This is a genomic window from Thermoflexus hugenholtzii, assembly GCF_018771565.1.
Classification (GTDB): Bacteria; Chloroflexota; Anaerolineae; order Thermoflexales; family Thermoflexaceae; genus Thermoflexus; species Thermoflexus hugenholtzii_A.
On the sequence record NZ_CP076326.1, the window covers coordinates 1521164 to 1542086 of the forward strand.

23 protein-coding genes and 1 pseudogene are annotated in these 20923 nt (G+C 67.9%); 14 read left to right on the top strand and 10 right to left on the bottom strand.

The annotated features are described in order from the left end of the window. Positions 1–2: 2 nt before the first annotated feature. The 6 genes and pseudogenes from jag to rpmH form a co-directional block, all read right to left on the bottom strand. Positions 3–719, bottom strand: a complete 717-nt coding sequence (jag, locus tag KNN16_RS06945; protein WP_299288147.1) for an RNA-binding cell elongation regulator Jag/EloR — start codon at positions 717–719, stop codon at positions 3–5. A 70-nt stretch (positions 720–789) separates the two neighbouring features. Then, on the bottom strand, positions 790–1677 hold the full coding sequence (locus tag KNN16_RS06950) for a YidC/Oxa1 family membrane protein insertase (protein ID WP_299288144.1): 888 nt from the start codon (positions 1675–1677) through the stop codon (positions 790–792). 40 nt (positions 1678–1717) lie between these two features. Then, the gene (locus tag KNN16_RS06955; protein ID WP_303900327.1) at positions 1718–2800 is read right to left on the bottom strand and encodes a PQQ-binding-like beta-propeller repeat protein; all 1083 of its coding nucleotides are present in this window, start codon (positions 2798–2800) and stop codon (positions 1718–1720) included. A 694-nt stretch (positions 2801–3494) separates the two neighbouring features. Continuing rightward, complete coding sequence (gene yidD, locus KNN16_RS06960; RefSeq protein WP_369685887.1) at positions 3495–3689, bottom strand: membrane protein insertion efficiency factor YidD; 195 nt, start codon at positions 3687–3689, stop codon at positions 3495–3497. 40 nt (positions 3690–3729) lie between these two features. Continuing rightward, the gene (rnpA, locus tag KNN16_RS06965) at positions 3730–4095 is read right to left on the bottom strand and encodes a ribonuclease P protein component (protein ID WP_303900333.1); all 366 of its coding nucleotides are present in this window, start codon (positions 4093–4095) and stop codon (positions 3730–3732) included. Positions 4096–4199: 104 nt separating this feature from the next. Then, positions 4200–4331: pseudogene (rpmH, locus tag KNN16_RS06970) on the bottom strand (50S ribosomal protein L34); the annotation flags it as partial. Positions 4332–4575: 244 nt separating this feature from the next. On the opposite strand from rpmH, the gene proC reads away from it, so the two are divergent. The 4 genes from proC (at position 4576) to KNN16_RS06990 (ending at position 7896) form a co-directional block, all read left to right on the top strand. Next, positions 4576–5430: a pyrroline-5-carboxylate reductase gene (proC, locus tag KNN16_RS06975; protein WP_303900336.1), complete on the top strand. Its 855-nt coding sequence runs from the start codon at positions 4576–4578 to the stop codon at positions 5428–5430. After that, positions 5405–5920 (top strand): TIGR00725 family protein, encoded by a 516-nt coding sequence (locus KNN16_RS06980; RefSeq protein WP_303900338.1) that lies wholly within the window; start codon positions 5405–5407, stop codon positions 5918–5920. The genes proC and KNN16_RS06980 overlap by 26 nt, the downstream gene beginning before the upstream one ends. A gap of 66 nt (positions 5921–5986) precedes the next feature. Then, complete coding sequence (locus KNN16_RS06985; RefSeq protein WP_303900339.1) at positions 5987–6982, top strand: carbohydrate kinase family protein; 996 nt, start codon at positions 5987–5989, stop codon at positions 6980–6982. A gap of 32 nt (positions 6983–7014) precedes the next feature. Beyond that, complete coding sequence (locus KNN16_RS06990; RefSeq protein WP_303900341.1) at positions 7015–7896, top strand: response regulator; 882 nt, start codon at positions 7015–7017, stop codon at positions 7894–7896. Positions 7897–7985: 89 nt separating this feature from the next. Here the strand turns inward: KNN16_RS06990 and KNN16_RS15145 are convergent, their stop codons facing one another. Further along, positions 7986–8243, bottom strand: a complete 258-nt coding sequence (locus KNN16_RS15145; protein ID WP_369685876.1) for a UPF0175 family protein — start codon at positions 8241–8243, stop codon at positions 7986–7988. On the opposite strand from KNN16_RS15145, the gene KNN16_RS06995 reads away from it, so the two are divergent. The 5 genes from KNN16_RS06995 (at position 8205) to KNN16_RS07015 (ending at position 12527) form a co-directional block, all read left to right on the top strand. Further along, entirely contained in the window at positions 8205–9386 is a 1182-nt protein-coding gene (locus KNN16_RS06995; protein WP_303900342.1) for a transposase, read from the top strand. The genes KNN16_RS15145 and KNN16_RS06995 overlap by 39 nt on opposite strands. 356 nt (positions 9387–9742) lie before the next feature. Beyond that, the gene (locus KNN16_RS07000; RefSeq protein ID WP_303900345.1) at positions 9743–10894 is read left to right on the top strand and encodes an NAD(P)/FAD-dependent oxidoreductase; all 1152 of its coding nucleotides are present in this window, start codon (positions 9743–9745) and stop codon (positions 10892–10894) included. Between the two features lie 22 nt (positions 10895–10916). After that, a complete protein-coding gene (locus KNN16_RS07005) occupies positions 10917–11429 on the top strand; it encodes a DUF1641 domain-containing protein (protein ID WP_303900347.1) in 513 nt (170 codons plus the stop codon). A 176-nt stretch (positions 11430–11605) separates the two neighbouring features. Further along, on the top strand, positions 11606–12193 hold the full coding sequence (locus KNN16_RS07010) for an ATP-binding cassette domain-containing protein (RefSeq protein ID WP_303900349.1): 588 nt from the start codon (positions 11606–11608) through the stop codon (positions 12191–12193). After that, positions 12138–12527 (top strand): hypothetical protein, encoded by a 390-nt coding sequence (locus KNN16_RS07015; protein ID WP_299285820.1) that lies wholly within the window; start codon positions 12138–12140, stop codon positions 12525–12527. The genes KNN16_RS07010 and KNN16_RS07015 overlap by 56 nt, the downstream gene beginning before the upstream one ends. A 93-nt stretch (positions 12528–12620) precedes the next feature. Here KNN16_RS07015 and KNN16_RS07020 read toward each other — a convergent pair whose 3' ends face one another. Together KNN16_RS07020 and KNN16_RS07025 are read right to left on the bottom strand one after the other, a co-directional pair. Beyond that, positions 12621–15722: a glucodextranase DOMON-like domain-containing protein gene (locus KNN16_RS07020; protein WP_303900354.1), complete on the bottom strand. Its 3102-nt coding sequence runs from the start codon at positions 15720–15722 to the stop codon at positions 12621–12623. A 164-nt stretch (positions 15723–15886) separates the two neighbouring features. Then, on the bottom strand, positions 15887–16585 hold the full coding sequence (locus tag KNN16_RS07025; RefSeq protein ID WP_303900602.1) for a DUF4058 family protein: 699 nt from the start codon (positions 16583–16585) through the stop codon (positions 15887–15889). A 77-nt stretch (positions 16586–16662) separates the two neighbouring features. Between KNN16_RS07025 and KNN16_RS07030 the strand changes: the two genes are divergently transcribed. The 3 genes from KNN16_RS07030 to KNN16_RS07040 are packed head-to-tail and all read left to right on the top strand — an operon-like array spanning position 16663 to position 17716. Then, positions 16663–16878, top strand: coding sequence for a hypothetical protein (locus KNN16_RS07030; protein ID WP_303900355.1), 216 nt, complete (start codon positions 16663–16665; stop codon positions 16876–16878). A 56-nt stretch (positions 16879–16934) separates the two neighbouring features. Next, entirely contained in the window at positions 16935–17099 is a 165-nt protein-coding gene (locus KNN16_RS07035; RefSeq protein WP_303900358.1) for a hypothetical protein, read from the top strand. Continuing rightward, positions 17075–17716 carry a hypothetical protein gene (locus tag KNN16_RS07040; RefSeq protein ID WP_303896951.1) on the top strand — a complete coding sequence of 214 codons (642 nt, stop codon included), beginning with the start codon at positions 17075–17077 and terminating at the stop codon, positions 17714–17716. Before KNN16_RS07035 ends, KNN16_RS07040 begins: the two co-directional genes overlap by 25 nt. Here KNN16_RS07040 and KNN16_RS15150 read toward each other — a convergent pair whose 3' ends face one another. Further along, positions 17717–18139, bottom strand: a complete 423-nt coding sequence (locus KNN16_RS15150) for a DUF4058 family protein (RefSeq protein ID WP_369685877.1) — start codon at positions 18137–18139, stop codon at positions 17717–17719. Between KNN16_RS15150 and KNN16_RS07045 the strand changes: the two genes are divergently transcribed. Next, positions 18051–19847, top strand: coding sequence for a thioredoxin domain-containing protein (locus KNN16_RS07045; RefSeq protein ID WP_303900360.1), 1797 nt, complete (start codon positions 18051–18053; stop codon positions 19845–19847). The genes KNN16_RS15150 and KNN16_RS07045 overlap by 89 nt on opposite strands. 13 nt (positions 19848–19860) lie before the next feature. Beyond that, positions 19861–20922 (top strand): molybdopterin-dependent oxidoreductase, encoded by a 1062-nt coding sequence (locus KNN16_RS07050; RefSeq protein WP_303900363.1) that lies wholly within the window; start codon positions 19861–19863, stop codon positions 20920–20922. Position 20923: the final 1 nt, after the last annotated feature.

The window sequence follows — 20923 nt, forward strand, 5'->3', positions numbered from 1 at the left end:
CCTCACTCCTCGGCGGTCCAGCGCATGGCGATCACCACCCGTCGCTCCTCACCCTCCCCGATGCTGTAAGTGGTCACCCGCGGGTGATCCTTCAGGGCCATGTGGATCACCCGGCGCTCGGCGGCCGGCATGGGCTCCAGCTCGACGGGGCGGCCAGTGGCCATCACCTGTTCGGCCTTCTTCATGGCCAGGCGCCGGAGGGCCTCCGCCCGCTTCGCCCGGTAGCCGTTGATGTCCACGATCAGGGGGACGAACGCCCCGAGGCGCCGGGCCACGATGGCCCGCACCAGGGTCTGGAAGGCATAGAGGGTGCGGCCGTGGTGACCGATGAGGCGCCCGACCGTAGGGCCCTCGATCCGCGCCACCCAGATGGTGGAGGGCTCGGAACCCTCCTCTGCTCCCTCCACCGGCTCCTGGGCGATGGAGAGCCGGGCCGACATCCCCAGGGACCCCAGAAGGCCATGGATGGCCTCCGCGATCGCTTCCTCGACCTGCTCCGGAGCCGGGAGCGGAGGGGGAGTCTCCGGCGGGCGGCGCACGATCAGACGCACCCGGGCCTCCCGTGCCCCCAGGCCCAGGAAGCCCGGGCTCCCGGGATCCAGCACCTCGATCTCCACCGCCTCCCGGGGGACCCCCAGGCGGGCCAGCCCGGCCTGGATGGCCGCCTCGATGGTCGGGCCGCTGACGATGAGCTCCGGAGACGATCCGAGATCTGTCATCAATCGCTCACCTCTTCGTGGAGATCCGGAACGGTGATCAGGAAGGCGAGAACCGTCCCCCGGTCTTCTCTCACTTCGCGCTCCGGGCCTTGCGGCGCGGGCGGGCAGGCGGCGCCGGCGTGGCAGGTCCCGAAGATGACGAGGAGGAAGAGGAAGGAGTAACCGGAGCCCGGCCCAGGGCCAGGCGGCGGGCCAGCGCCCCTCGCCAGTCCCGCGTGACCAGGGCGAACTGGACCACCGAGATCAGGTTGGTGACGATGAAGTAGATGCTCAACCCCACCGCCAGGTTGTAGCTGATCCACCCGAAGAAGAGCGGCATATACAGGTTCATCAGCTGGGTGGTCATCCGCGTTTGGGGATCGGTGCTCGGCGGGGTCATCACCTTCTGGGACCACCACGTCGTGAGGATCACCAGGAGGGTCATGAGCGGCAGCGGGATCAGGATCCCGCCCACCGGGATGAAGATCCGCTCCGGCCGCCCCAGGTCCCAGAGCAGGAACTGGCTCTGGATGGGGAGGAGGGTGGCCAGGGCGGGGAACCCGTTGAACCGGTAGAGCAGTTTGGCCAGGTCGATGACCGCGATGGGGTTGAGGGCCAGGACGTGGATGATGGCCTGGTAGACGGCGATCAGGATCGGGAACTGGATCAGGAGGGGGAGACACCCTCCCAGAGGGTTGACCCCCGCCTCCTTGTAAAGCTTCATCTGCTCCTGGGCCAGCTTCTCCCGATCCTTCCCGTATTTCTTCTGAAGCTCCTGCAGGCGAGGCTGGAGCTCCTGCATCTTCCTGGCCGCCCGCTGCTGCTGAGCCATCAGCGGATAGAGCAGCAGGCGGATGAGCACCGTCAGGGCCACGATGGCCAGGACGAAGTTCCGCCCCAACAGGGCATAGAGCACCAGCAACAGGTTGACCAGCGGCTGAAAGAACAGCAGGTTCGTGATCAACGTGATCGGATTCATCCGGCCTCCTTACCGGCTATCCCGAAGGGCCCGGCTCCCCTCAGCGGGCCAGCTTCCAGGCCTCGCGGAGATCCGGGTGGAAGGCCACCACGCGGAACGGACCGCCGGTGGGAGCCACCACGATCCGATCCGCCGCCGCCACCGGCGAGGTGAGGAGACGCCCGGGCGCCAGGTTCACGGATTTCACCTTCGTCCCATCCGCCAGATTCAGCATATGGAGCCATCCCGCCTCGTCGGCCACATACACGCGATCCTCGACCACCAGCGGGCGGGCGCGGACCGGGCCGTTGGCCTGGAAGGGCTGGGCCCAGAGGGGCCGTCCCTGGCGATCCAGGGCCCACACCTTCCCGCTCATATCCCCAACGATCAGGCGATCGCCCGCCACCGCGGGCCCATCCCACACCCAGTGGCTGGCCCGGAAGCGCCAGCGCTCCTGCCCGCTTTGCAGGTCCACGGCGTAGAGGTGATCGTCGAAGGCCCCTGCGTAGAGGATCTCCCCGTCCAGGGTCAGGGCGCCCGCGATGGCCCCCCCGGCCTGGAAGGGCGCCGGCCAACGGAGCGCCCCGCTCTCCCGATCCAGGGCCAGCAGCCGATGATCCATCGTCCCCACCACCAGCAGCGTTCCGGAGAGGACGGGCGTGGACCAGATCCGCGCGGCCCCCCGTCCGGCCTCGGGCAGGCGCGTCCGCCAGCGCGGTTGTCCGGTCTCCGGATCCAGGGCGATCACCCAGCCGTCCCCCGTGCCGACGAAGACCTGTGTCCCATCGGAGATCAGGCCGGCGAAGATGGGGCCCAGGGGCGGCTGTTCCGCCGGCGGATAGACCCATTGCAGGGCCCCGCTCTCCCGATCCAGCCCGCACAGGCGGCTCTCCCCCGTGCCCGGGTTCTCCGCGGCGATGACGACCCGCTCCGCCACGACCGCAGGGGCCGCGTGGTAAACCCCGCCGCAGGCGCCCGCGTTCCCGTTCTTCGGAGGGAAGCGCCAGCGCTCCTGACCGGACTGCGGATCCACCGCCAGCACGTGATCGAGATCCGCAACGTAAAGGGTCTGATCCCCCACCTGCATCCCCGGCCAGTTCGGGGGCGCGCCGCTGCAGGCGGCCAGCACCACCCCCGTCAGCATTCCCAATCCCTTCAGAATGTTCCGCAATGACATCCGCAACGGTGCCACCTCCGGAAACCCGGTCCTCCCAGGACCGGGCCGAGATGCAAGACCGGAGCTTCGAAGACCTTTGTGCCGATTTTCAATCGGCCTCTACAGGCGCTTGCGCGCCGGGCGTCGGCCTCCGCCGACGCAAGCGACACTCCCCGGTCGGCGCAGGCCGACCGTTGGCCGAAGGCCTTCACGCCGATTGAAATCGGCCTTCCCAGGCGCGATGCGCCAGGCGTCGGCCTTCGCCGACGCGAGGAACGTTCCCCGGTTGGCACAGGCCGACCGTTGGCCGAAGGCCTTCACGCCGATTGAAATCGGCCTTCTCAGGCGCTCCGCGCCAGGCGTCGGCCTCCGCCGACGCAAAGAATGCCTTTCCGGTCGGCGCAGGCCGACCGTCGGCCGAAGGCCTTCACGCCGATTGAAATCGGCCTTCCCAGGCGCTTGCGCGCCGAGCGTCGGCCTCCGCCGACGCAAGGAACGTTTTTCGGTCGGCGCAGGCCGACCGTCGGCCGAAGGCCTCTCCAGGTCGAATTCATTCGACGCTCAAGGCCGACCGTTGGCCGAAGGCCTCATCCGGTCGAATTCATTCGACACACAGGCCGACCGTCGGCCGAAGGCCTCCCAAGGTCGAATTCATCCGATGCGCCCGGGCGCCTCTGCTCCCCTATGGGACCGGGTCGTAACCGCCGGGATGAAGCGGATGGCAACGGGCGATCCGTTTAAGGCCCAGCCATCCTCCACGGAGCAATCCGTAGCGAGCGATGGCCTCATAGGTGTATTGAGAGCAGCTCGGATAAAACCGGCAGCTGGGAGGCAGGAGCGGAGAGATCCACCGCTGATACAGGCGGATCAACTCCATCGCCGCCCGCGCCGGGAGATCCTTTCCCTTCCCCATCCCCTCACCTCGCTTCCTCAGAGGAGACCTCCCCGGGCCCTTCCCGCGAAGCCACCAGCAACCCCAGCCGGCGGAGCGCCTCGCACAGCGCCGCTTCCGCATCCTGCCGCTTGCGCTCCGGGAGATCCGGCCGGGCGATGAGCACCAGATCCCAACCCGGCCGGATCTCGTGGAGGTGCAGGCGGGCGGCCTCGCGGAGCAGGCGCTTGGCCCGGTTCCGGCGAACCGCCTTGCCGAGGGCGCGTCGCCCCGCGATCACCGCCACGCGGGTGACCCCCAGGTCGTTCGGGGCGGCGATCAGCTTCAGCAGCGGTGTGGACCAGGATCGCCCTTCCCGCAGGACCCGCTCGATGGCTTTGCGATGACGCAACCGGACCAGCGAGGCCACAGCGACCGGGGAGATCAATCCTTACGGCCGGAGGGGCCGCGATACTTCCCTTTCCAGTTGATGCGCTTGGCCCCCTCGTATTGGGGGGTCAGCCGCCACCGGCCCTTCAGCCGCCGCGCCTTCAAGACCCGCCGCCCGCCCTTGGTGCGCATGCGGGCCAGGAACCCATGCACCTTCAAGCGCTTCCGCCGCTTGGGCTGATAGGTCCGCTTGGGCATCTCGTCGGAACCTCCACGCGAAGGCTGGAAAGCAACGCAAGGGATAATTATAACCGAAGCCGCCGCTCCGGCCAGGCCCGGGGATCCGCCAGCGGCCGCTTCCCTAATTCTACTTCGATCTTGCGAGGGCCGGCGGATCTTCTTATACTCCACAAACAACCCTGAAGCAGGGGCCTGAAAACGCCTCGCTTTGGAGAAGCAGCGAGGGCGCAGGATCCGGAGGGAACTCGGAAGGGAGGGGACGATGTCGGTGGATGGGCGTTTGCCGCGGATGGCCTTCATCGGCAGCGGGGTGATGGCCGAGGCAATGATCCGCGGGTTGTTGCGGGACAACCTGATCGACCCCCAGGACATCATCGCCAGCGGGCCGCGGCCGGAGCGGGGGCAGGAGCTCCGGAGCCGCTATGGGGTGCGCACCACCGTGCACAACCCGGAGGCGGCCGCCGAGGCGGAGATCGTGGTCCTCTCCGTCAAGCCCCAGGTGATCCCCCGCGTGCTCCCGGAGCTGCGCGGCCACATCCGCCCGCAGGCCCTCGTCTTCTCCATCGCTGCCGGCGTGCGCATCGCCACCCTGCGGGAAGGCCTGGGGGTCTCCGCCATCATCCGGGCGATGCCCAACACCCCTGCCCAAATCGGTCAGGGGATCACCGTGTGGACGGCCACGGAAGAGGTGACCCCGCGCCAGCGGGAGCAGGCGATCCTGCTCATGCGGGCGATGGGCGAGGAAGTCTACGTGGACGACGAGCGCTATCTGGATATGGCCACCGCCCTGACCGGGACCGGGCCCGCCTACGTGTTCCTGTTCATGGAGGCCATGGTGGACGCCGGGGTGCATCTGGGTTTCTCCCGGCGGGTGGCCGAGCAGCTGGTGTATCAGACCGTCATCGGCTCCGCCCTCTACGCCCGCCAGTCCGGTTTGCACCTGGCGGCGTTGCGCAACCAGGTCACCTCGCCGGGAGGCACCACAGCGGAGGCGCTGTATCACCTGGAGAAGGGTGGCTTCCGCACGGTGATCTCCCGCGCCATCTGGGCGGCTTACGTGCGTTCGCGGCAGCTGGGCCGGGGGGCCGCCGATGAAGTCGAGCGGCTGGAGCGTTGAACGGCCGCTCCGGATCGCGGTGGTGGGGAGCAGCGAGGCCACGCCCCAGGAGGAAGCCTGGGCGTACACCGTGGGGCGCCGGCTGGCCGAGGCCGGCGCGGTGGTGATCTGCGGCGGCCGCGGCGGGGTGATGGAGGCCGTCTGCCGGGGCGCCGTGGAGGCCGGCGGGCTCACCGTCGGGATCCTCCCCGGGAGCGATCCCGCGGAGGCCAACCCTTACGTGCGCCTCCCCCTGCCCACCGGGCTGGGCGAGGCGCGCAACGCCCTGGTCGTGCGGGCCGCGGAGGCCGTGATCGCCATCGGGGGGGAGTTCGGCACCCTCTCCGAGATCGCCCTGGCCCTCAAATGGGGCATCCCGGTCATCGGCCTGGGGACATGGACGCTGCACCGGCCGGGGATCACCGTCCCGATGGAGACGGTCTCCTCGCCGGAGGAGGCCGTCGCGCGCGCCCTCGCCCGGGCCCGGGCGCGCCACGCGCTGGCATCCTGAAGCGGGGGCCGCCGGCGCGCGCCTCGGCCAACGGAACGACACAACCCCAACGGAGGGTCCTGCTGCGTGCTGCTGGCCATCGGCGATGTCACGGTGGATCTCTATCTGGCCCTCCCCCGCCTCCCGAAGCCCGGAGAGGATCTGCACGCCCCCCGGATGATCCTGCGGGCCGGGGGATCCGCAGCCAACACCGCCGCGGTGGCCGCCCAGCTGGGGCTCCCGGCTCGCTTGATCGGCGCGATCGGTCAGGATCCCCTGGGAGAGTGGGTGGCGGAGGAGCTGCGCGCCAGCGGCGTGGGGACGGATCTCCTTCAGCGCTGTCCCGAAGCGCCGACTTCTACCGTCATCGTCTTGGTGACGCCGGAAGGGGAGCGGACGATGCTCTCCCACCGGGGGGCCAGCCGGCTTGCCCGCCTTCCGGAGCTCTCCCTTCCGGCGGCGGGCTTCGTCCATCTTTCCGGCTATGCCCTCCTGGAGGAGAGCCCGCTCCGCGGCGCAGCGCTGACCCTGCTGCAGCAAGCCGCGGCCGCAGGCCTGCGGTGCGCCCTGGATCCCGGGCTGCCGGCGTGCCGGATGGCTCCCCAGGCCGTGCGGGAGGCTCTCCGGGAGGTGGAGATCCTGCTCCTGAACGAGGCGGAGGCGGACCTCTTGTTCGGGCCGGATCCCCGCTCCGGCCTCCGGGAGGCCCCGCGGCTGCGCTGGATCGTCCTCAAACAGGGCGAACGGGGATGCCGCTTGCTGGGGCGGGCGGGCGAGGAACAGACCGTGCCGGCCTTCCGGGTTCCCGTGCGGGACACTACCGGCGCCGGGGATGCCTTCAACGCCGGCTTCCTGTTCGGCCTGGCCCGAGGCGCCTCCCCGGTGACAGCCGCCCTGCTGGGCAACGCCGCCGGGGCCCTGGCCTGCACCGCCTGGGGCGTGATCGGGTCTTTCCCCGGCCGGGGGGCGCTGGAGCGACTGCTCCAGGAGGCCTCCCAAGACCCTGTCTGGGCCCCATGGCGCGCGCTCCTTGAAGAGGCCCAGACCTGCCTGGCCGAGGCCCGGATCGCCGGCAAGGGCTGAACTCCCTTATATCCAGATGGAGCCCATACGCGATGTCCGAGAAGCCCGCTCAGATCCTGGTGGTGGAAGACGACTCCGCCCTGCGGGAGCTGCTCACCACCGTTCTGCGAAAAGCCGGCTACGAGGTGGCGGCCCTCGAGGACGGCCCGGCCGCCCTGGAGTGGATCCGGGGCCGGCAGCCGGACCTCATCCTTCTTGACGTCATGCTGCCCGGCCTGGACGGCTTTGAAGTATGCCGCCGGGTGAGGGAGCTCTGGCATCTGCGCACTGTCCCCGTGCTGATGCTCACCGCCCTGGGACGCATCGAGGACAAGCTGCGAGGGATCCAGGCGGGCGCGGACGATTATCTCACCAAGCCCGTGGCCATCCCCGAGCTCCTGGCTCGGGTGGAGATGCATCTGCGCCGCTCCCGGCGGGAACGGGCTACCAATCCCCTTTCCGGGCTCCCCGGGAACCCGGAGATCGAGGCGGAGATCATGCGACGTTTCCGCAGCGGGGAGCCTTTCGGGATCGCCTATGTGGATCTGAACGCCTTCAAGGACTTCAACGATCGCTATGGGTTCCGGGAAGGGGATCGGGTGCTCCAGGCCTTCGCCCGGCTGCTGCAGGAAGCCATGGCCGCTTACGGGGATCCCACCCGGGACTTCATCGGCCACATCGGGGGCGACGACTTCGTCCTCCTCACCCGTCCCTACGTCCTCAGCCCGGTCTCCCGGGAGATCCTCGAGAGATTCCCTCAGGCTGTTGGCGCCCCGGAGCTCTCGGTCTCCATCGTCGGCGGCGTCGTGGATCCCAAACAGGGGCCGGATCTGGAACGATTGATCCGCCACCTGGCCGCCCTCAAACGCCAGGCCAAACGGGAAAATCGCCCCCTCCTGCTCTCCGGCAACCTGGGCCTCGAAGCGGAAGAGTAAGAAGTAAGAGTAGAGGAGAAGCTCAGGACCACCGGGAAGGCCCGAAGGTTTCTTGATTGGGGTCTCAATCCGAGGCGCGGCATATCGCTTTAGTGATGAGCCTTTTCCAGCTCCTGAAGCTCATGCTGAAGTGGGAACACCCGATATCGCTCCAGGCTCAACAAAAATTCCACCCGGGACAGCCCGGCCAGCTCTGCGGCTCGCCCGGAGGATAGGCGTCCCATTTCATAGAGCCAGGAGTTACGCAGTTGGATTCGTCCTTCTCCCCACGCGGCGGATGGGTTATCATCATGATGGAGGTGGCGACGATGCCGACGGTCTGCCTGCGGTTCCGATTCGAAGAGCATCCCAAAATCCGCGCCCTGATGGAGGCCTGCGCCGACATCCAGCGGCAGGCCATTGATTATGCTTTGGAAAACGGCAAAACCGCCACCTTCACCCTCATCCAGGCCCTCTACCCCTCCCTGCGCGCGCAGCATCCGGATCTCCACTCCAACCTCATCTACGGGGCGATCCGATCCGGCGCCCGGGTCGTCCACGTCTTTCGGAATCAACAGCGGAGAGGGAAGACCCGGGCGGACCGGCCGGAGATCCGGCGCCCCTCGGTCTACCTGGTTCGGCAGACGGTGAAGATCGAATGGGATGGCGAGATCCTGACCGTCACGATTCCGGTCTCCCCCCGGGATCCGGAGCCCATCGTCCTCACTTTCCGTCCCCACCACAAGTATCGCCGGCTGCTGGACGAGTGGAAGGCGGGGCGGGCGAGGATGGGGGAGCCGACGCTCACGGCCCACTCCCTCTCCATCCCCCTCAAGTTCCCCGATCCCATCCCCTATAGGCCGGAGGGGGTGATCGGGATCGATAGCAACGAGGGGAATCTGACGGCCTTCGTGACCTCCACCGGCGAGATCCGGGAGATCGACACCCGGTATGTGGGGAAGGTCAACCGGGACCATCTGCGGCGCGAGATCAAAGGGACGAGAGGAAAGCACAACCCGAAGGCCAAGAAGAAGATCGCCTCCAAACACCGAAGGATTCGCCGGGAGAAGACGGAGAACTTCTGGCATCATCTGGCCCTGGCCTTGATTGCCTGGGCGCTCGGGATGAAAGCGGCTCTGGTGCTGGAGGATCTCAAGGGGATGAAGGAGCGGATCGGGGAGGGGAAGTCCAGGAGGATGCGGCAGCGCCTGCTCAATTTCTGGAGCATTATGACTTTCCATCGGATTCTGGTTCACAAGGCGAGGTTTTACGGGGTTCCGGTGATTGGGGTGGATCCGCAGAACACGTCCCGGGCGTGTCCGGTATGCGGCAGGGTGGGTGAAAGGCTAAGGGGACACGTCCTGGCGTGCCCTTGCGGGGTGAGGATGGGCCGTCACGCGGCGGCGGCGGTGAACATCGCCCGCAGGGGGGTGGAATTCCTCGAGGGCTTGGGCCTTCGAGGCAGGGGTCGGTGGGCGACCCCGGTGGCCGGTCCTCTGGCCTTGGGCTAAAACCCAAGGCCACGACCGGAATACGCAGGAAACAGCGTAAGTCCTATTTCTCTGCCAGGAGCACCTTATCCGGGATTTCCAGGAAGATCCTCCGCGTGGCCATCCGGCCCTCCCTGACGACCCTGCAAGTCGCCCCGCGCCTCTTTCACATCATACCATACCGCGCAGCGCTGCTCCCATGTCACCGGGTGTGTCCCAAAATCGTAGGGCAACTGCTCGCAGTTGTCCTACAAAGCGGCCAGCCCGACAAAATCGGGACAGACCCCATGTCACCCGCCCGGGCGTCTCGCATCCAATGAGATGGAGGGGATCCGCCTGGATCTCCTCATCCTCAGCCCTCAGGTCGGAGGTGGCAGATGGCGAGGATCATGATCCTGGGCGGTGGCAGCGGCGGCCTGGTGGTGGCCAACAAACTGGCCCGCGGCCTGCGTGGGACCTCCCACGAGATCCTTCTGGTGGACCGCAGCCCCTATCACTACTTCATGCCTTCCTTCCCATGGGTGGCCCTGGGTTTCAAGGAACCGGAGCAGGTGCGCCGGCCCTTGAAGAACCTGGAGAAGAAAGGCGTCCGGGTGCTTCAGGGCGAGGTCCGGGAGATCCGCATCCCGGAGAAACGGGTTCGCGTGAACGGTGAAGACCTCTCTTACGACCTGCTGGTGGTCTCCCTGGGAGCGGAGGTGAAGCCGGATCTGATGCCCGGCTTTGAGGCCGCCTATCATCCGTGGACCATCGAGGGGGCGCTGCGGATGCGGGAGGCCATCCAGCGGTTCGAGGGAGGGCGCATCGTGATCGGCGTCTCCGGGCCTTACTACCGCTGCCCTCCCGCGCCTTATGAGATCGCCGGGCAGCTGGATTTCGCCCTCCGCGCCCGCCGGCTGCGGGACAAATCGGAGATCGTCCTGGCCCATCCTCACCCGCAGCCGCTCTCCGCGATGGGGCCGGCCATCAGCGGCGTGATCACCGAGATCCTGGCCGCCAAGGGCGTGCGGTTTGAGGGGAACTTTCACGCCAGGGCCATTGACCCGGAGCGGCGGCTGCTCCTCGGGCAGGACGGCCGGGAGATCCCCTTCGATCTGCTGATCATGGTCCCACCCCACCGGCCCAGCGTGGCCGGGATGTGCCCGGGCCTCCTCACCCCCGCCAGCTTCCCCCTCGTCGATCCGAAGACCTTCCGCTGCCTGGCGGATCCCGACGTGTTCGCCATCGGGGACATGGTCAACCCGGCCATTAACCTGCCGGCGGCCGGTGTGGTCGCTCACTTCCAGGCGGAGTTCGTGGCCAACCAGATCCTGGCCGAGCTCAAGGGTGCCTACATCGGCGAGAGCTTCACCCCCGTCGCCATGTGCATCATGGACTTCGGCGACGACGCCGTGCTGCCCATGTGCGACTTCACCCGCATCCTGGATCTATCCGGCCCGCCCTCCTGCGGCGTGCTGGGCCGCAGCAAGGCCATCCGCCTGACCAAGATGCTCTTCGAATCCATATGGTTCGCCACTTACCTGAGCTGAACCCGACCGGGAGGCCACGGCCATGACGGAGCAAATCCTTCAGGATCCGAAGGCTCAGGAGGCGCTGGAGCGAACCCTCTCGCTCCTGATCCGGATGAATGAGACGGGAGCGCTGGCTTTTCTGGAGGATGCGGTGGAGCTGCTCCCGGATTCCCTGTCGTATCTGATGGATCCGCGGCTGCTGAAGATCGGGGCCAACCTGGCCTACTTGCTGCACGTGGTGGAGCTGGTGGAGCCGACCCTGATCACCGTGATGATGAGCCGCCTGGTGGAGGAGCTTAACCGGGAGCTGACGCCGGAGCGGATGAAAGAGCTCCCCCGCGTGGGCCCGGTCTCTCTGGTGAAGGCCCTGGCGGACCCCGACGTCCAGCGGGGCCTGGGGATCCTCGTCCTGTTCCTGCGGGTGCTGGGGCGCGCCTTCGACCGCTCCAGCCAGGAGCTGATGGCCTTGATGGAGGCCACGGAGAAGACCCTCGCGGAGCTGCGCCGCCAGCGGGCGGAGATCGAACGCCAGGCCGCGGCCGTCGCCTCCTGAACGCCGCGGCAGACCCCACGATGTCCGCCCCCACCCGGCGGCGGACGAACAGGAAGACGGGGGCCGGGAAGACCATCCACCTCCCCGGCCCCCGAAATCCTCCTCACTCCCCTGTGAGCCCCCCAGAGGGTGAGATATCCTAAAAGAGGCATCACGCGCTCTGGGCGAAGAAAGCGATGATCGAGGTCCGCGGGCTGGTCAAGCGATACGGCGACCGGGCGGTCCTCAACGGGGTGAGCTTCGCCGTCCGGGAAGGAGAGATCTTCGGCCTGCTGGGGCCGAACGGGGCCGGAAAGACGACGCTGATCTCGATCCTGGCCACCCTGCTCCCCCCCGACGAGGGGCAGGTCCTCATCTGCGGATATGATCTGCGGCGAGAAGCGGATCGGATCCGACCGCTCATCGGCTTCGTCCCCCAGGAGCTGGCCCTCTATCCCACCCTCAGCGCCTGGGACAACCTGGCCTTCTTCGGCCGCATCTACGGCCTGCGGGGAACAGCCCTCTCAGGATCTGCTGGTGCGCGGAGACGGGCTGCGGGAGGTCTGGCCCAAAGTGGGGGCCCTGACGGCGTTCGCGGCGGCCTTCTTCGGCCTCGGCGTGTGGCGTTTCCGCTTCGATTGAAGCCACCCCCATCCGGAGCGGAACCGCCGGGAGCCGCTTCGAAACGACGGACACCCCGGATCGCTATCAACCCGGAGGAGGTGAGCTATGAGCGCGGGCGCGCTGGATCAGATGGCCGAGCATCTCCAGTTCCTGGGTTATGAGATCGCTCGCGAGGGCGAGCTGATCTTCGCCAGGCATCCCCGCAAGTTCAACATCGTCATGAAACCGGTGGGAGGCGGGATCCTGATCGCCTCCTTTTTCACGTGCGCCGATGAGGCCAAGCGAGATCGACAAGGATATCTCAATATGATCAACACCCTGAACGCCCGGGCGGTCCTCGCCCGCTTCTACGCCGATGAGGATTCCGATCTCCGCATGGAAGCATGGCATCCGGATGCTTACGATCGGCACGCCTTCAGCGCGTTCATGGAGCTGTGGGATCACGACGGTGGGTTGCTTTTAGAGGCCCCCGAGGTTGCGCGCTACCTGGAATAGCCGGGTGAACGGAAAGCGAGGGGGACCGCAGAAAGCGGTCCCCCTCCACGGGCATCCCGGCGGAGAATCTTTTCGGAAGGAGCGGATCCGCCCTCAGCGGCCTTCCGGCCGGAGCATCGGGAGCTGGGCGAAGTCGTCGGGGCCCAGGCGGTCGAGATTCGGCTCCTGGGAAGGCCGGTAAGCGGAAAGCAACGCCTCCTGGGTGGGCGACCGCCCCGCCGGCCAGGCCAGATCCAGGATGCGCGTGTGATTGGTATCCGCAGGCCCCCCACCCAGCCGCCACTGGGCCGCCTGCGGCAGCACGTCCCGCACCCGCCACACCCCCGGCGAGGGGAACCCCTCCTGGCTCAGCACCGCCGCCAGGTAGGCGGCCTGCCGCGGATCGAAACCCGCCCCGAAGATCCGCCGGGGCACCCGCAGGAGCACCGTCCGCTGGTTCGGGTTGACCGCGATGCGCAAAGAAGCCCCCGGGACCGGCTTGGGCTTCCCCTGCTCATCCGGAGCATAGACACCGGGCGTCCACCCTTCCGCCCACAGGGCGATGTCCCATCCGAATCCCTCCGCCAGGGCCGCGTTCCGGCCGGGCAACAACAGGCGGGCACCCGTCCCCTTCCCCGGATCCCGGTCGATATAGATATCAATGGTCTGCAGCGCCAGGCCGTTCGGGGAGCCCCAGGGGTTCGGGATGGGGCCGTAGAACTCAAAGCGGAAGACCAGATCCTCCCCCTCCTCCCCGACCTGGAACCGCTTGAGATCGAAGACCTGGGGGAGGAACACCGGATCCGTGGGATAGGTGTAGCTCCCCGGCCCGTGATCGTCCCCCTCCGGATCCTCGACGTCCAGGATGACCTGAGCGAGGCCGAAATCCGGGATCTGGAAGCGGGCCACGCCGGAGGCGGGGATCCGCGCCGCCCCCTGGGGCCGCGAGGCCACCACCGCCCAGAGCAGCGAATCGCCCGCCTGCAGGCTCCCCAGGGCCTTTTGGGGCAGCGCCAGCTCCAGCGTCCCCTCCCCCAGTCGCACCGAGAGCTCACCGGGAGCCGGCGCCCATTCCCCATCCGGCGTCGCCTGAAGGAGCTCGGCCGTCACCTTCTTGCCCTCGCGGACCACCCGAATCGCATGGGTGGCCCCGAACCCCAACGGGATACGCGGTCCGGCCGGATGGGCGGAGAAGCCGGAGCGCCCGGCTCCTCCGGGCGCGGCGATGTAGAAGCCGAGCGCCCCATCTCCCTCCCAGACCCCATCCACCCGCGCGTAGAGATGGGTGCGATCGGCCCCGATCCGGAACTCCCGCAACGCGGGATCGGAGCCGACATAGCGGGCTGCCGCGTCCCATTCCCCCGGGGTCGCCCGGCCGTCCAGAACCGGCGTGAAGGGCCCGGTGAAGGGGGCCGCCGGCTCCGCCACCGGCGGCGGGACGATGGGGACGGCGAGGGAATCCGGCACCGGCTCCCCCAGGGCCTCATAGACCCGCCGGAGCAACATGCGGAAGGCGTCGTCGAAGTAATCGTCCTGCCCGCTGTCCTGATCCGTTCCATACCACCAGAACCAGTCCGATCCTTCGGCCAGGAGCATCGCCTCCCGCGCCCGCTCCAGGGCCTCCGGGGCGGCCTGCTTGCGCCCTTCTTCATACGCCCGCAGGACCTCCCGAGCCCGCCGGAGCGCGGTCCAGGCCTCCCGTTCCTCTGCCTCGCCGATCCAGGTGTCGTAGTTCGGGCTGAACCACGCCCCGGGGAAGAGCTTCGGGAGCGGCCGCGCGGCCTCCGGGAACATCCGCAGGAACTCCGAAGGCGTCACCGTGCGGATGGTCCGGCTCTCGTTCAGCCGCCGGTAAAGCCCGTGCAGGAAGGCCTTGCCGTCGTTCTCGTAGTATTCCCAGGCGTTCTCGCCGTCCAGGATCACGGAGACCAGGAGGGGGCCCTGCACCCCTTTCGCCCGCGCCTTCTCCCGGATGTTCTCCAGGCGTCGGATGAAGTCCTCCGCCGCGGCCTCCCCGGGCATCCCCGAGTAGGTGAAGCCGATTTTGTCGGAGAGCACGCCGTCGCGGAACACGATGAACAGCGGCCGGCCCTGAGGATCCGAGAGCCGGTAGGGGCGATAGAGCGAATCCACCTCCTCCACCGTCTCCCGGGCGTCACGGGTGAAGCCGCTCAACCCCAGAGAGCGGGCGAGGACAGGCTCCCCGGAGGCCATCCAGAGGAAGCCGGCATCGGCGACCATGGGGATGATCTGCTGGGCGACCGCCCCTTCCGCCGGCCACAGGCCCCGGGGCGGCCGGCCGAAGTGCGCCTCATAGAGGGCCACCGCGCGGCGCAAATGCTCCCGAGCGTCCTCCGGAGCGATGAACGGTGGATCCGGCAGCAAAGCCTCGGGGTTCCCCACCCGCGCGAGATCCGAGTAGATCAGCAGGGGGAGGATGGGATGGGCATACGGCGTGGTGGTCACCTCGATCTGTCCGGCTTCCTGAAGGGCCTTGTGAAGCGGAAGGATCTCCTTCAGGATGCGCCGCGTCTCCTCGAAGATCACCGGTTTGTCGGCCTCGGTGAAATCCCGGCCCTTGCGGACCAGATCCGCGAGGGGCGGCCGGGCCAGGAAGTCCGGGTCCATCCAGGCCAGGTTGAAGAGCACCTGGAGATCCCGGAAGTCCTGCACGGTGAAGGAGGCCAGGGCCCGCTCGATGGCCGCCGGGTCAGTCGAGCGCCCTCGCTTCTCCAGGAGCTCCCGATAGCGCGGGAAGCGGGGGATCACCCGCTCCCAGTTGGCGTCGAAGAAACGCCGCAGGAGGAAGCGCTTCTCGTCCTCCGTGAGCGCCTCCGCAGGCTTCTCCGAGAGGGCCCAGTAGACATCCTTCGCGCCCCCCGCCAGATCCTCCAGCTGGCGGATCAGAACGGGGGTGAGATTGAAGGTCACGTGGACGTTGGGGTATTCCCGCAGGATGGCGGCCATATCGTAGTAGTCTTTGGTGGCATGCACCCGGGCCCACGGCCGGGTATACAGGCCCGTCTGGGGGTCTTTCGGATAGAAGGGTTGATGCTGATGCCAGATCAGCGCCAGGTAGAGGGGGGCTTCCTCAACGGCCTCCGTCGGGGTCGGCGACGGCGGCGGCAACGTCGGAGTCGGCCGCGGGGTCGGCCGACACCCCACCCCCAGCGCCCACAGAGTCAGCAAAAGGATCCTCCAGCACCGGATCCGCATCGCATCCCTCCTGCTCACGAGATGCACAACGGATCGCCCGCCATGCAGTCCTTTTCGCAAATCAAGTGTTCTTGTAAAGCGCTTTATGAGTATAAGCACCTTCCAGAATTGCGTCAATCCACCGCCGCCGTGGGATCTTCCGCAACCCCATCGAGATCGGAGGCTTACCGATATCCCAGCTCCCGCAGTCGAGCGTCCAGCCAGGCCATCTCTTCCTCGGAGAGAGGAGGCGGCGGAGGGGGCTGGCGGTAGTCGATCTGCACCCCATACGCGCCGCGCTCATAGACCGTCGCCACCGCCGCCCCCAGATCCAGCGGCACATCCGGGTCCGGCTCAAGGAGGGGAACCGGCAGCACCGGCAGGGGATCCATCAACCGGATCGGCCACACCTCCACCGTCGGGCGGCGATCCGCCCGGCTGAGGAGGACGTAATACGGAGCGGGAGGCACCGGATCCTCCAGGGGCGGCCGCTCCCCGCCCCGCAGCAGATCGATCTCCATCAGATGAACGGCGGACCGCAAGAGATCCCGCCGCTTGCGCAGGTAGTCGGCGTGGGCCTCGTGGCCGACCCGCTTGTTCACCGGCGAGAGGATCTCGATCACCGTTACCCGCTGCCCGGTGTCCGTCTTGCGGATCTCGACGCTGTAGAGGCGCAACGGCACCTCCAGGGGGATCCGACTCTTCACCGGAGCCGGCGGGATGGCCACGGAGGTCCCGGCCTCCGAAGAAGGGTAGAGCCGGTGGATCGATACATCCGGCCGCACGATATGGGCCTCCCCGATCTCCACCACCTCATACGTGATCGAGACCGATAGGCGCGCGAAGTAACGCGGCGTGATCCGCCGGTTTAATTGAGCCTGAATTTCGGAGGCCGGTAATCACCCCCCTGAGTAGTGCTCGGTGGTATAATCGGGGCCAGATTCCGACGGAGGTGGGCCCGATGAATCGAAAGCCCAATTCCCAGAACCCCCCCTGCCCTCGCTGTGGGGCCACCCATGTGGTAAAGAACGGCAGTAAGGGTGGGCGGCCCCGTTGGGTCTGTCGGAACTGCGGGCGCTCGTTTGGGCCTACCCTGGGCACGGCGATGTATCGCTTGCGTGTGACCCCTGCGGAAGTGGCGCGCACCCTGCTGGTGGTGATGCGTCGGGGAGCCTGAGCGCCGCTGAGGAGATCACCGGCCACAAATATGAAACCATTGGCCGATGGCTCCGGATGGCCGCCCAACACGCTGAGGCCCTCACCGAGGTCCTGGTCCACGACCTGCATTTGAGCGAGGTCGAGGTGGATGCTTTCTGGTCGTTTGTCAAAAAAAGTGTCCAGAGGCTGGAGATCCAGACGCCTCGGCGGGCGGGGTGGGCCCGCGTTGGGGATGTTTGAGCCAGGACCGGGCGACTCGTTTTGTGGTGGCGTGGGGCTTTGGGTCTTCGGAGGATGAGGTCGCGCCGAAGGTGGTGGCGCAGACCCGCCAGCGCACATCTGGCAGGAGGGGCGTGATCTGGATCAGCGATGGACGGCCGGTCTACCGACGGGCGGTTCGTCAGGTCTATCGGGACGCGCAACCGACGGGAAAGCGGGGGCGTCCGCCCCTGGTGCTCACGCCTGGGGTGGGGTTGACGCAAGCGGTCAAGCGTCGTCATCAGGGCCGGATGGTGCGCGTGGAGGTGCGTCAGGTTCTGGGGGAGGCGGTGGATTGCCCCTATCCGGTGCATGAGGAACGGTTGAATGGCATGTTGCGCGATCGGTTGAATGCGCTGACGCGTAAGACCCATGCCTTTGCGAAGACGACAGGGACCTGGGATGCGCTGGTGATCCTCTGTTTGTTTGAGCACAACTGGCTGCGGCCCCATCGGGCCTTGCGGGAAGCGGGGGAGGGCCTGCCGGAGGGGCGGCGGTATCGGCCGCGGACGCCGGCGATGGCCATCGGGTTGACCGATCATATCTGGACCTGGGAAGAGTTCTTGACCTTCAAGCATTATCAATACCAAAAGGAGTGACTACCCGGAGGCCAAGTTGCCATGGAAATCCGGCCACAGATCCGGCCGTTCCAGGTAAGGGTCCATGCCCGGGAAAGGAGAAGGCATGCGGAACCTCCCGCCACCCGCTTCGGCTCTCATGATAACCCCGGAAGGTTTCCCGGCAATCGGGATCGCCGGCTCACCAGCGGGCGGAAACGGGTGCTTGGGGGGAAGATGGCCCGAGGGGCTCCCGGCGAGCTCCGGAGGGCTTCCCGGAAAGTTGCGCCCCTCCCCCCGGGCTTTTATGATGAAACCGATGAGCGCTTCGCCGTCGAAAAGCCGCGCGGCGCGGGCCGGACGTTCAGGAGGGGTCATGGGGGAGACGCGGGTGCAATGGCGGGAGTGGGGCGAAGAGGCCTTCCGGGAGGCGCAGGAGCAGGACAAGCCCATCCTCCTCAGCATCTCGGCCACCTGGTGCCACTGGTGCCACGTGATGGACCGGGGCATCCCCGGCGATCCCATCCACACCGGAACCTATTCGGACCCCGAGATCGCCGAGCTCATCAACACCTACTTCATCCCCATCCGGGTGGACACGGACCGCCGCCCGGACATCAACGCCCGTTACAACATGGGCGGATGGCCCACCACAGCCTTCCTCACCCCGGACGGGGAGATCCTCACCGGGGCCACCTACATCCCTCCGATGCAGATGCGGCAGGTCCTCCTCCAGGTGCTCCAGTATTACCGGAGCAACCGCTCCGAGATCCAGCGGCGGGCCCAGGAGATCGCCCGCCGGCGGCAGGAGGCCGCCCGCCCCATGGCCCGGCCCGGCGCCCGGCTGTCGTGGACCATCCCGCTGCACCTGATCGGATTGATCGCCCGAGCTTACGACCCGGTCTACGGCGGCTTCGGCGAGGCCCCCAAGTTCCCCCACCCCGAGGCCAGCCTGCTCCTCCTGGTGGAATACGTCCGCGGCGGCCGCCGCGACGAACGACTGGCGGAGATGGTCCGCCGCACCCTCCATGGGATGGCCGAAGGCGGGATGTATGACCACGTGGAGGGCGGATGGTTCCGCTACTCCACCACCCGCGACTGGAGCCTCCCCCACTTCGAGAAGATGCTGGAGGACCACGCCCGCCTGATCCCGCTCTACCTCTACGCAGCGGAGGTCCTCCAGGACGAGGGGCTTCGGGAGCCGGCGGTGAAGGCCCTGGACTACGTAGAGCGCACGCTCTACGATCCGGAGCGCGGGGTCTTCTGGGGGAGCCAGGACGCCGATGAGGAATACTACGCCCTGTCCCGCCGGGAGCGGGCGCAACGCCCCCCGCCGGCGGTGGATCGCACGGTTTACGCCAACTGGAACGGCCAGATGGCCCTGGCCCTGCTTGTCGCCGCCGACCTGCTGGGGGAGCCCCGATGGCGGGAGATGGCCCTCCGGAACCTGGACGCGGTGTGGACGCTGACCTTCAATGCCTCGGCCGGCGCCCTGGCCCACTACGTGGACATCCGGGGGGAGCGGGCGGACGCGAAGGGCATCCCCCCGCTGCTGGGAGATCAGGTCCACTACGCCCGGGCGGCGCTCGCCGCCTTCCAGCGGACAGGCGAGCGGCGCTTCCTGGAGCGGGCCCTTCAGCTGCGCCCGTATTTGGAATCGGCCCTGGCGGACCGGGAGGGCGGCGGCTTCTTCGACCGGCCGGAGGATCCCCGGGCCATCGGGGCCCTGCGGATCCGGCAGAAGCCCCTGGAGGAGAACGCCGTCGCCGCGGAGTTCTACCTCACCCTTCACGATCTCACCGGCGACCGGGAGGCGCGGGCGATGGCCGAGCGGACGCTGCTGGCCTTCGAGCAGGACTACGTGAAATACGACTTCGCAGCGGCCCCCTACGGGCTGGCCGTCTATCGCGCCATCACCGAGCCGGTGCGGATCCACGTCATCGGCTCGCCAGAGGATCCCGCGACGCAACGCCTGCTCGCGGCGGCCTGGCGGGGGGATCCCTTCCACCGGGTGGTGGTGCCGATGGACCCCGAGCGGGACGCCCCGGCCATTCGGGCCCAGGGCTTCTCCACCGATGGGCTCCCGGTCGCTTATGTATGCCTTGGGGATCGCTGTCTGGCCCCGGCCCGAACGCCGGAGGAGCTGGCCGAACGGACCGCAGCCCTCGCGTGAGGGAGGATCCACCATGCCGTGGCGGCGGCGGGAGGTGTTGCGATGGCTCGCGGGCGGGGCGATCGGGGCGGCCGCGGCGGCCTGCGCCCGACGGCTCCCCTTGCCGGAGACCTCCTCGGAGATTCCGCCCTCGCCCACCCGCATCCCGGTCCGGCTCCCGGGCCCGGAGCGATGGGAGATCGCCTCCCCGGTGCCCATCACCCCCACCCCGGAGTTCTACGAAGTGAAATACCGCACCATCCCCCGGGTGGATGTGAAGACCTGGACCCTGGAGATCAGCGGGGAGGTGGAACGTCCGCTTCGCCTGACGTATTCGGACCTCCTGGCCATGCCGGCGGTGATCGAGATGCGCACCCTGGAGTGCATCAGCAACCCGGTGGGCGGGGACCTCATCGGCAACGCGGTGTGGAAGGGGGTCCGGATGGCGGATCTCCTGGCCATGGCCGGGGCCCGCGCCACCGCTCAAGAAGTGGTCCTTCACGCCGCCGACGGCTATCACACCAGCATCCCGGTGGAGCTGGCCCGGGATCCCCACTCCCTGCTGGCCTATATGATGAACGGCGAGGTCTTGCCTCCGGAGCACGGGTTCCCGTTGCGGGCCCTGTGGCCGGGCCGTTACGGCATGAAGCAGCCGAAGTGGATCACCCGCATCGAGCTGATCCGGGGGGAGCACATCGGCTACTGGGAGGCCCAGGGCTGGTCAAAGGAGGCCATCATCCAGCCCAACTCCCGCATCGACGCGCCCCGGCCGGGGATGCTCCCGCCGCAACCGGTGGAGATCTCCGGGATCGCCTTCTCCGGGCCCGTGGGGATCGAGCGGGTGGAGGTCAGCACGGATGACGGCCGAACATGGGCGGAGGCCGAGCTCCTCCGAGGGCCCACCCCCTATGTCTGGACGATCTGGCGCTATCGCTGGGAGCGTCCGGAGGAGGGGGAGCACGTCCTGCGGGCGCGGGTGGTGCAACGCGACGGCCGGACGCAACCCCGCGGGAGGGGCCGGCTGTTAGGCGGCACCTTCCCCGATGGCACCGACGAGCAGCACGCTGTCCGGGTGGTGATCGCGCGGGGAGGATGAG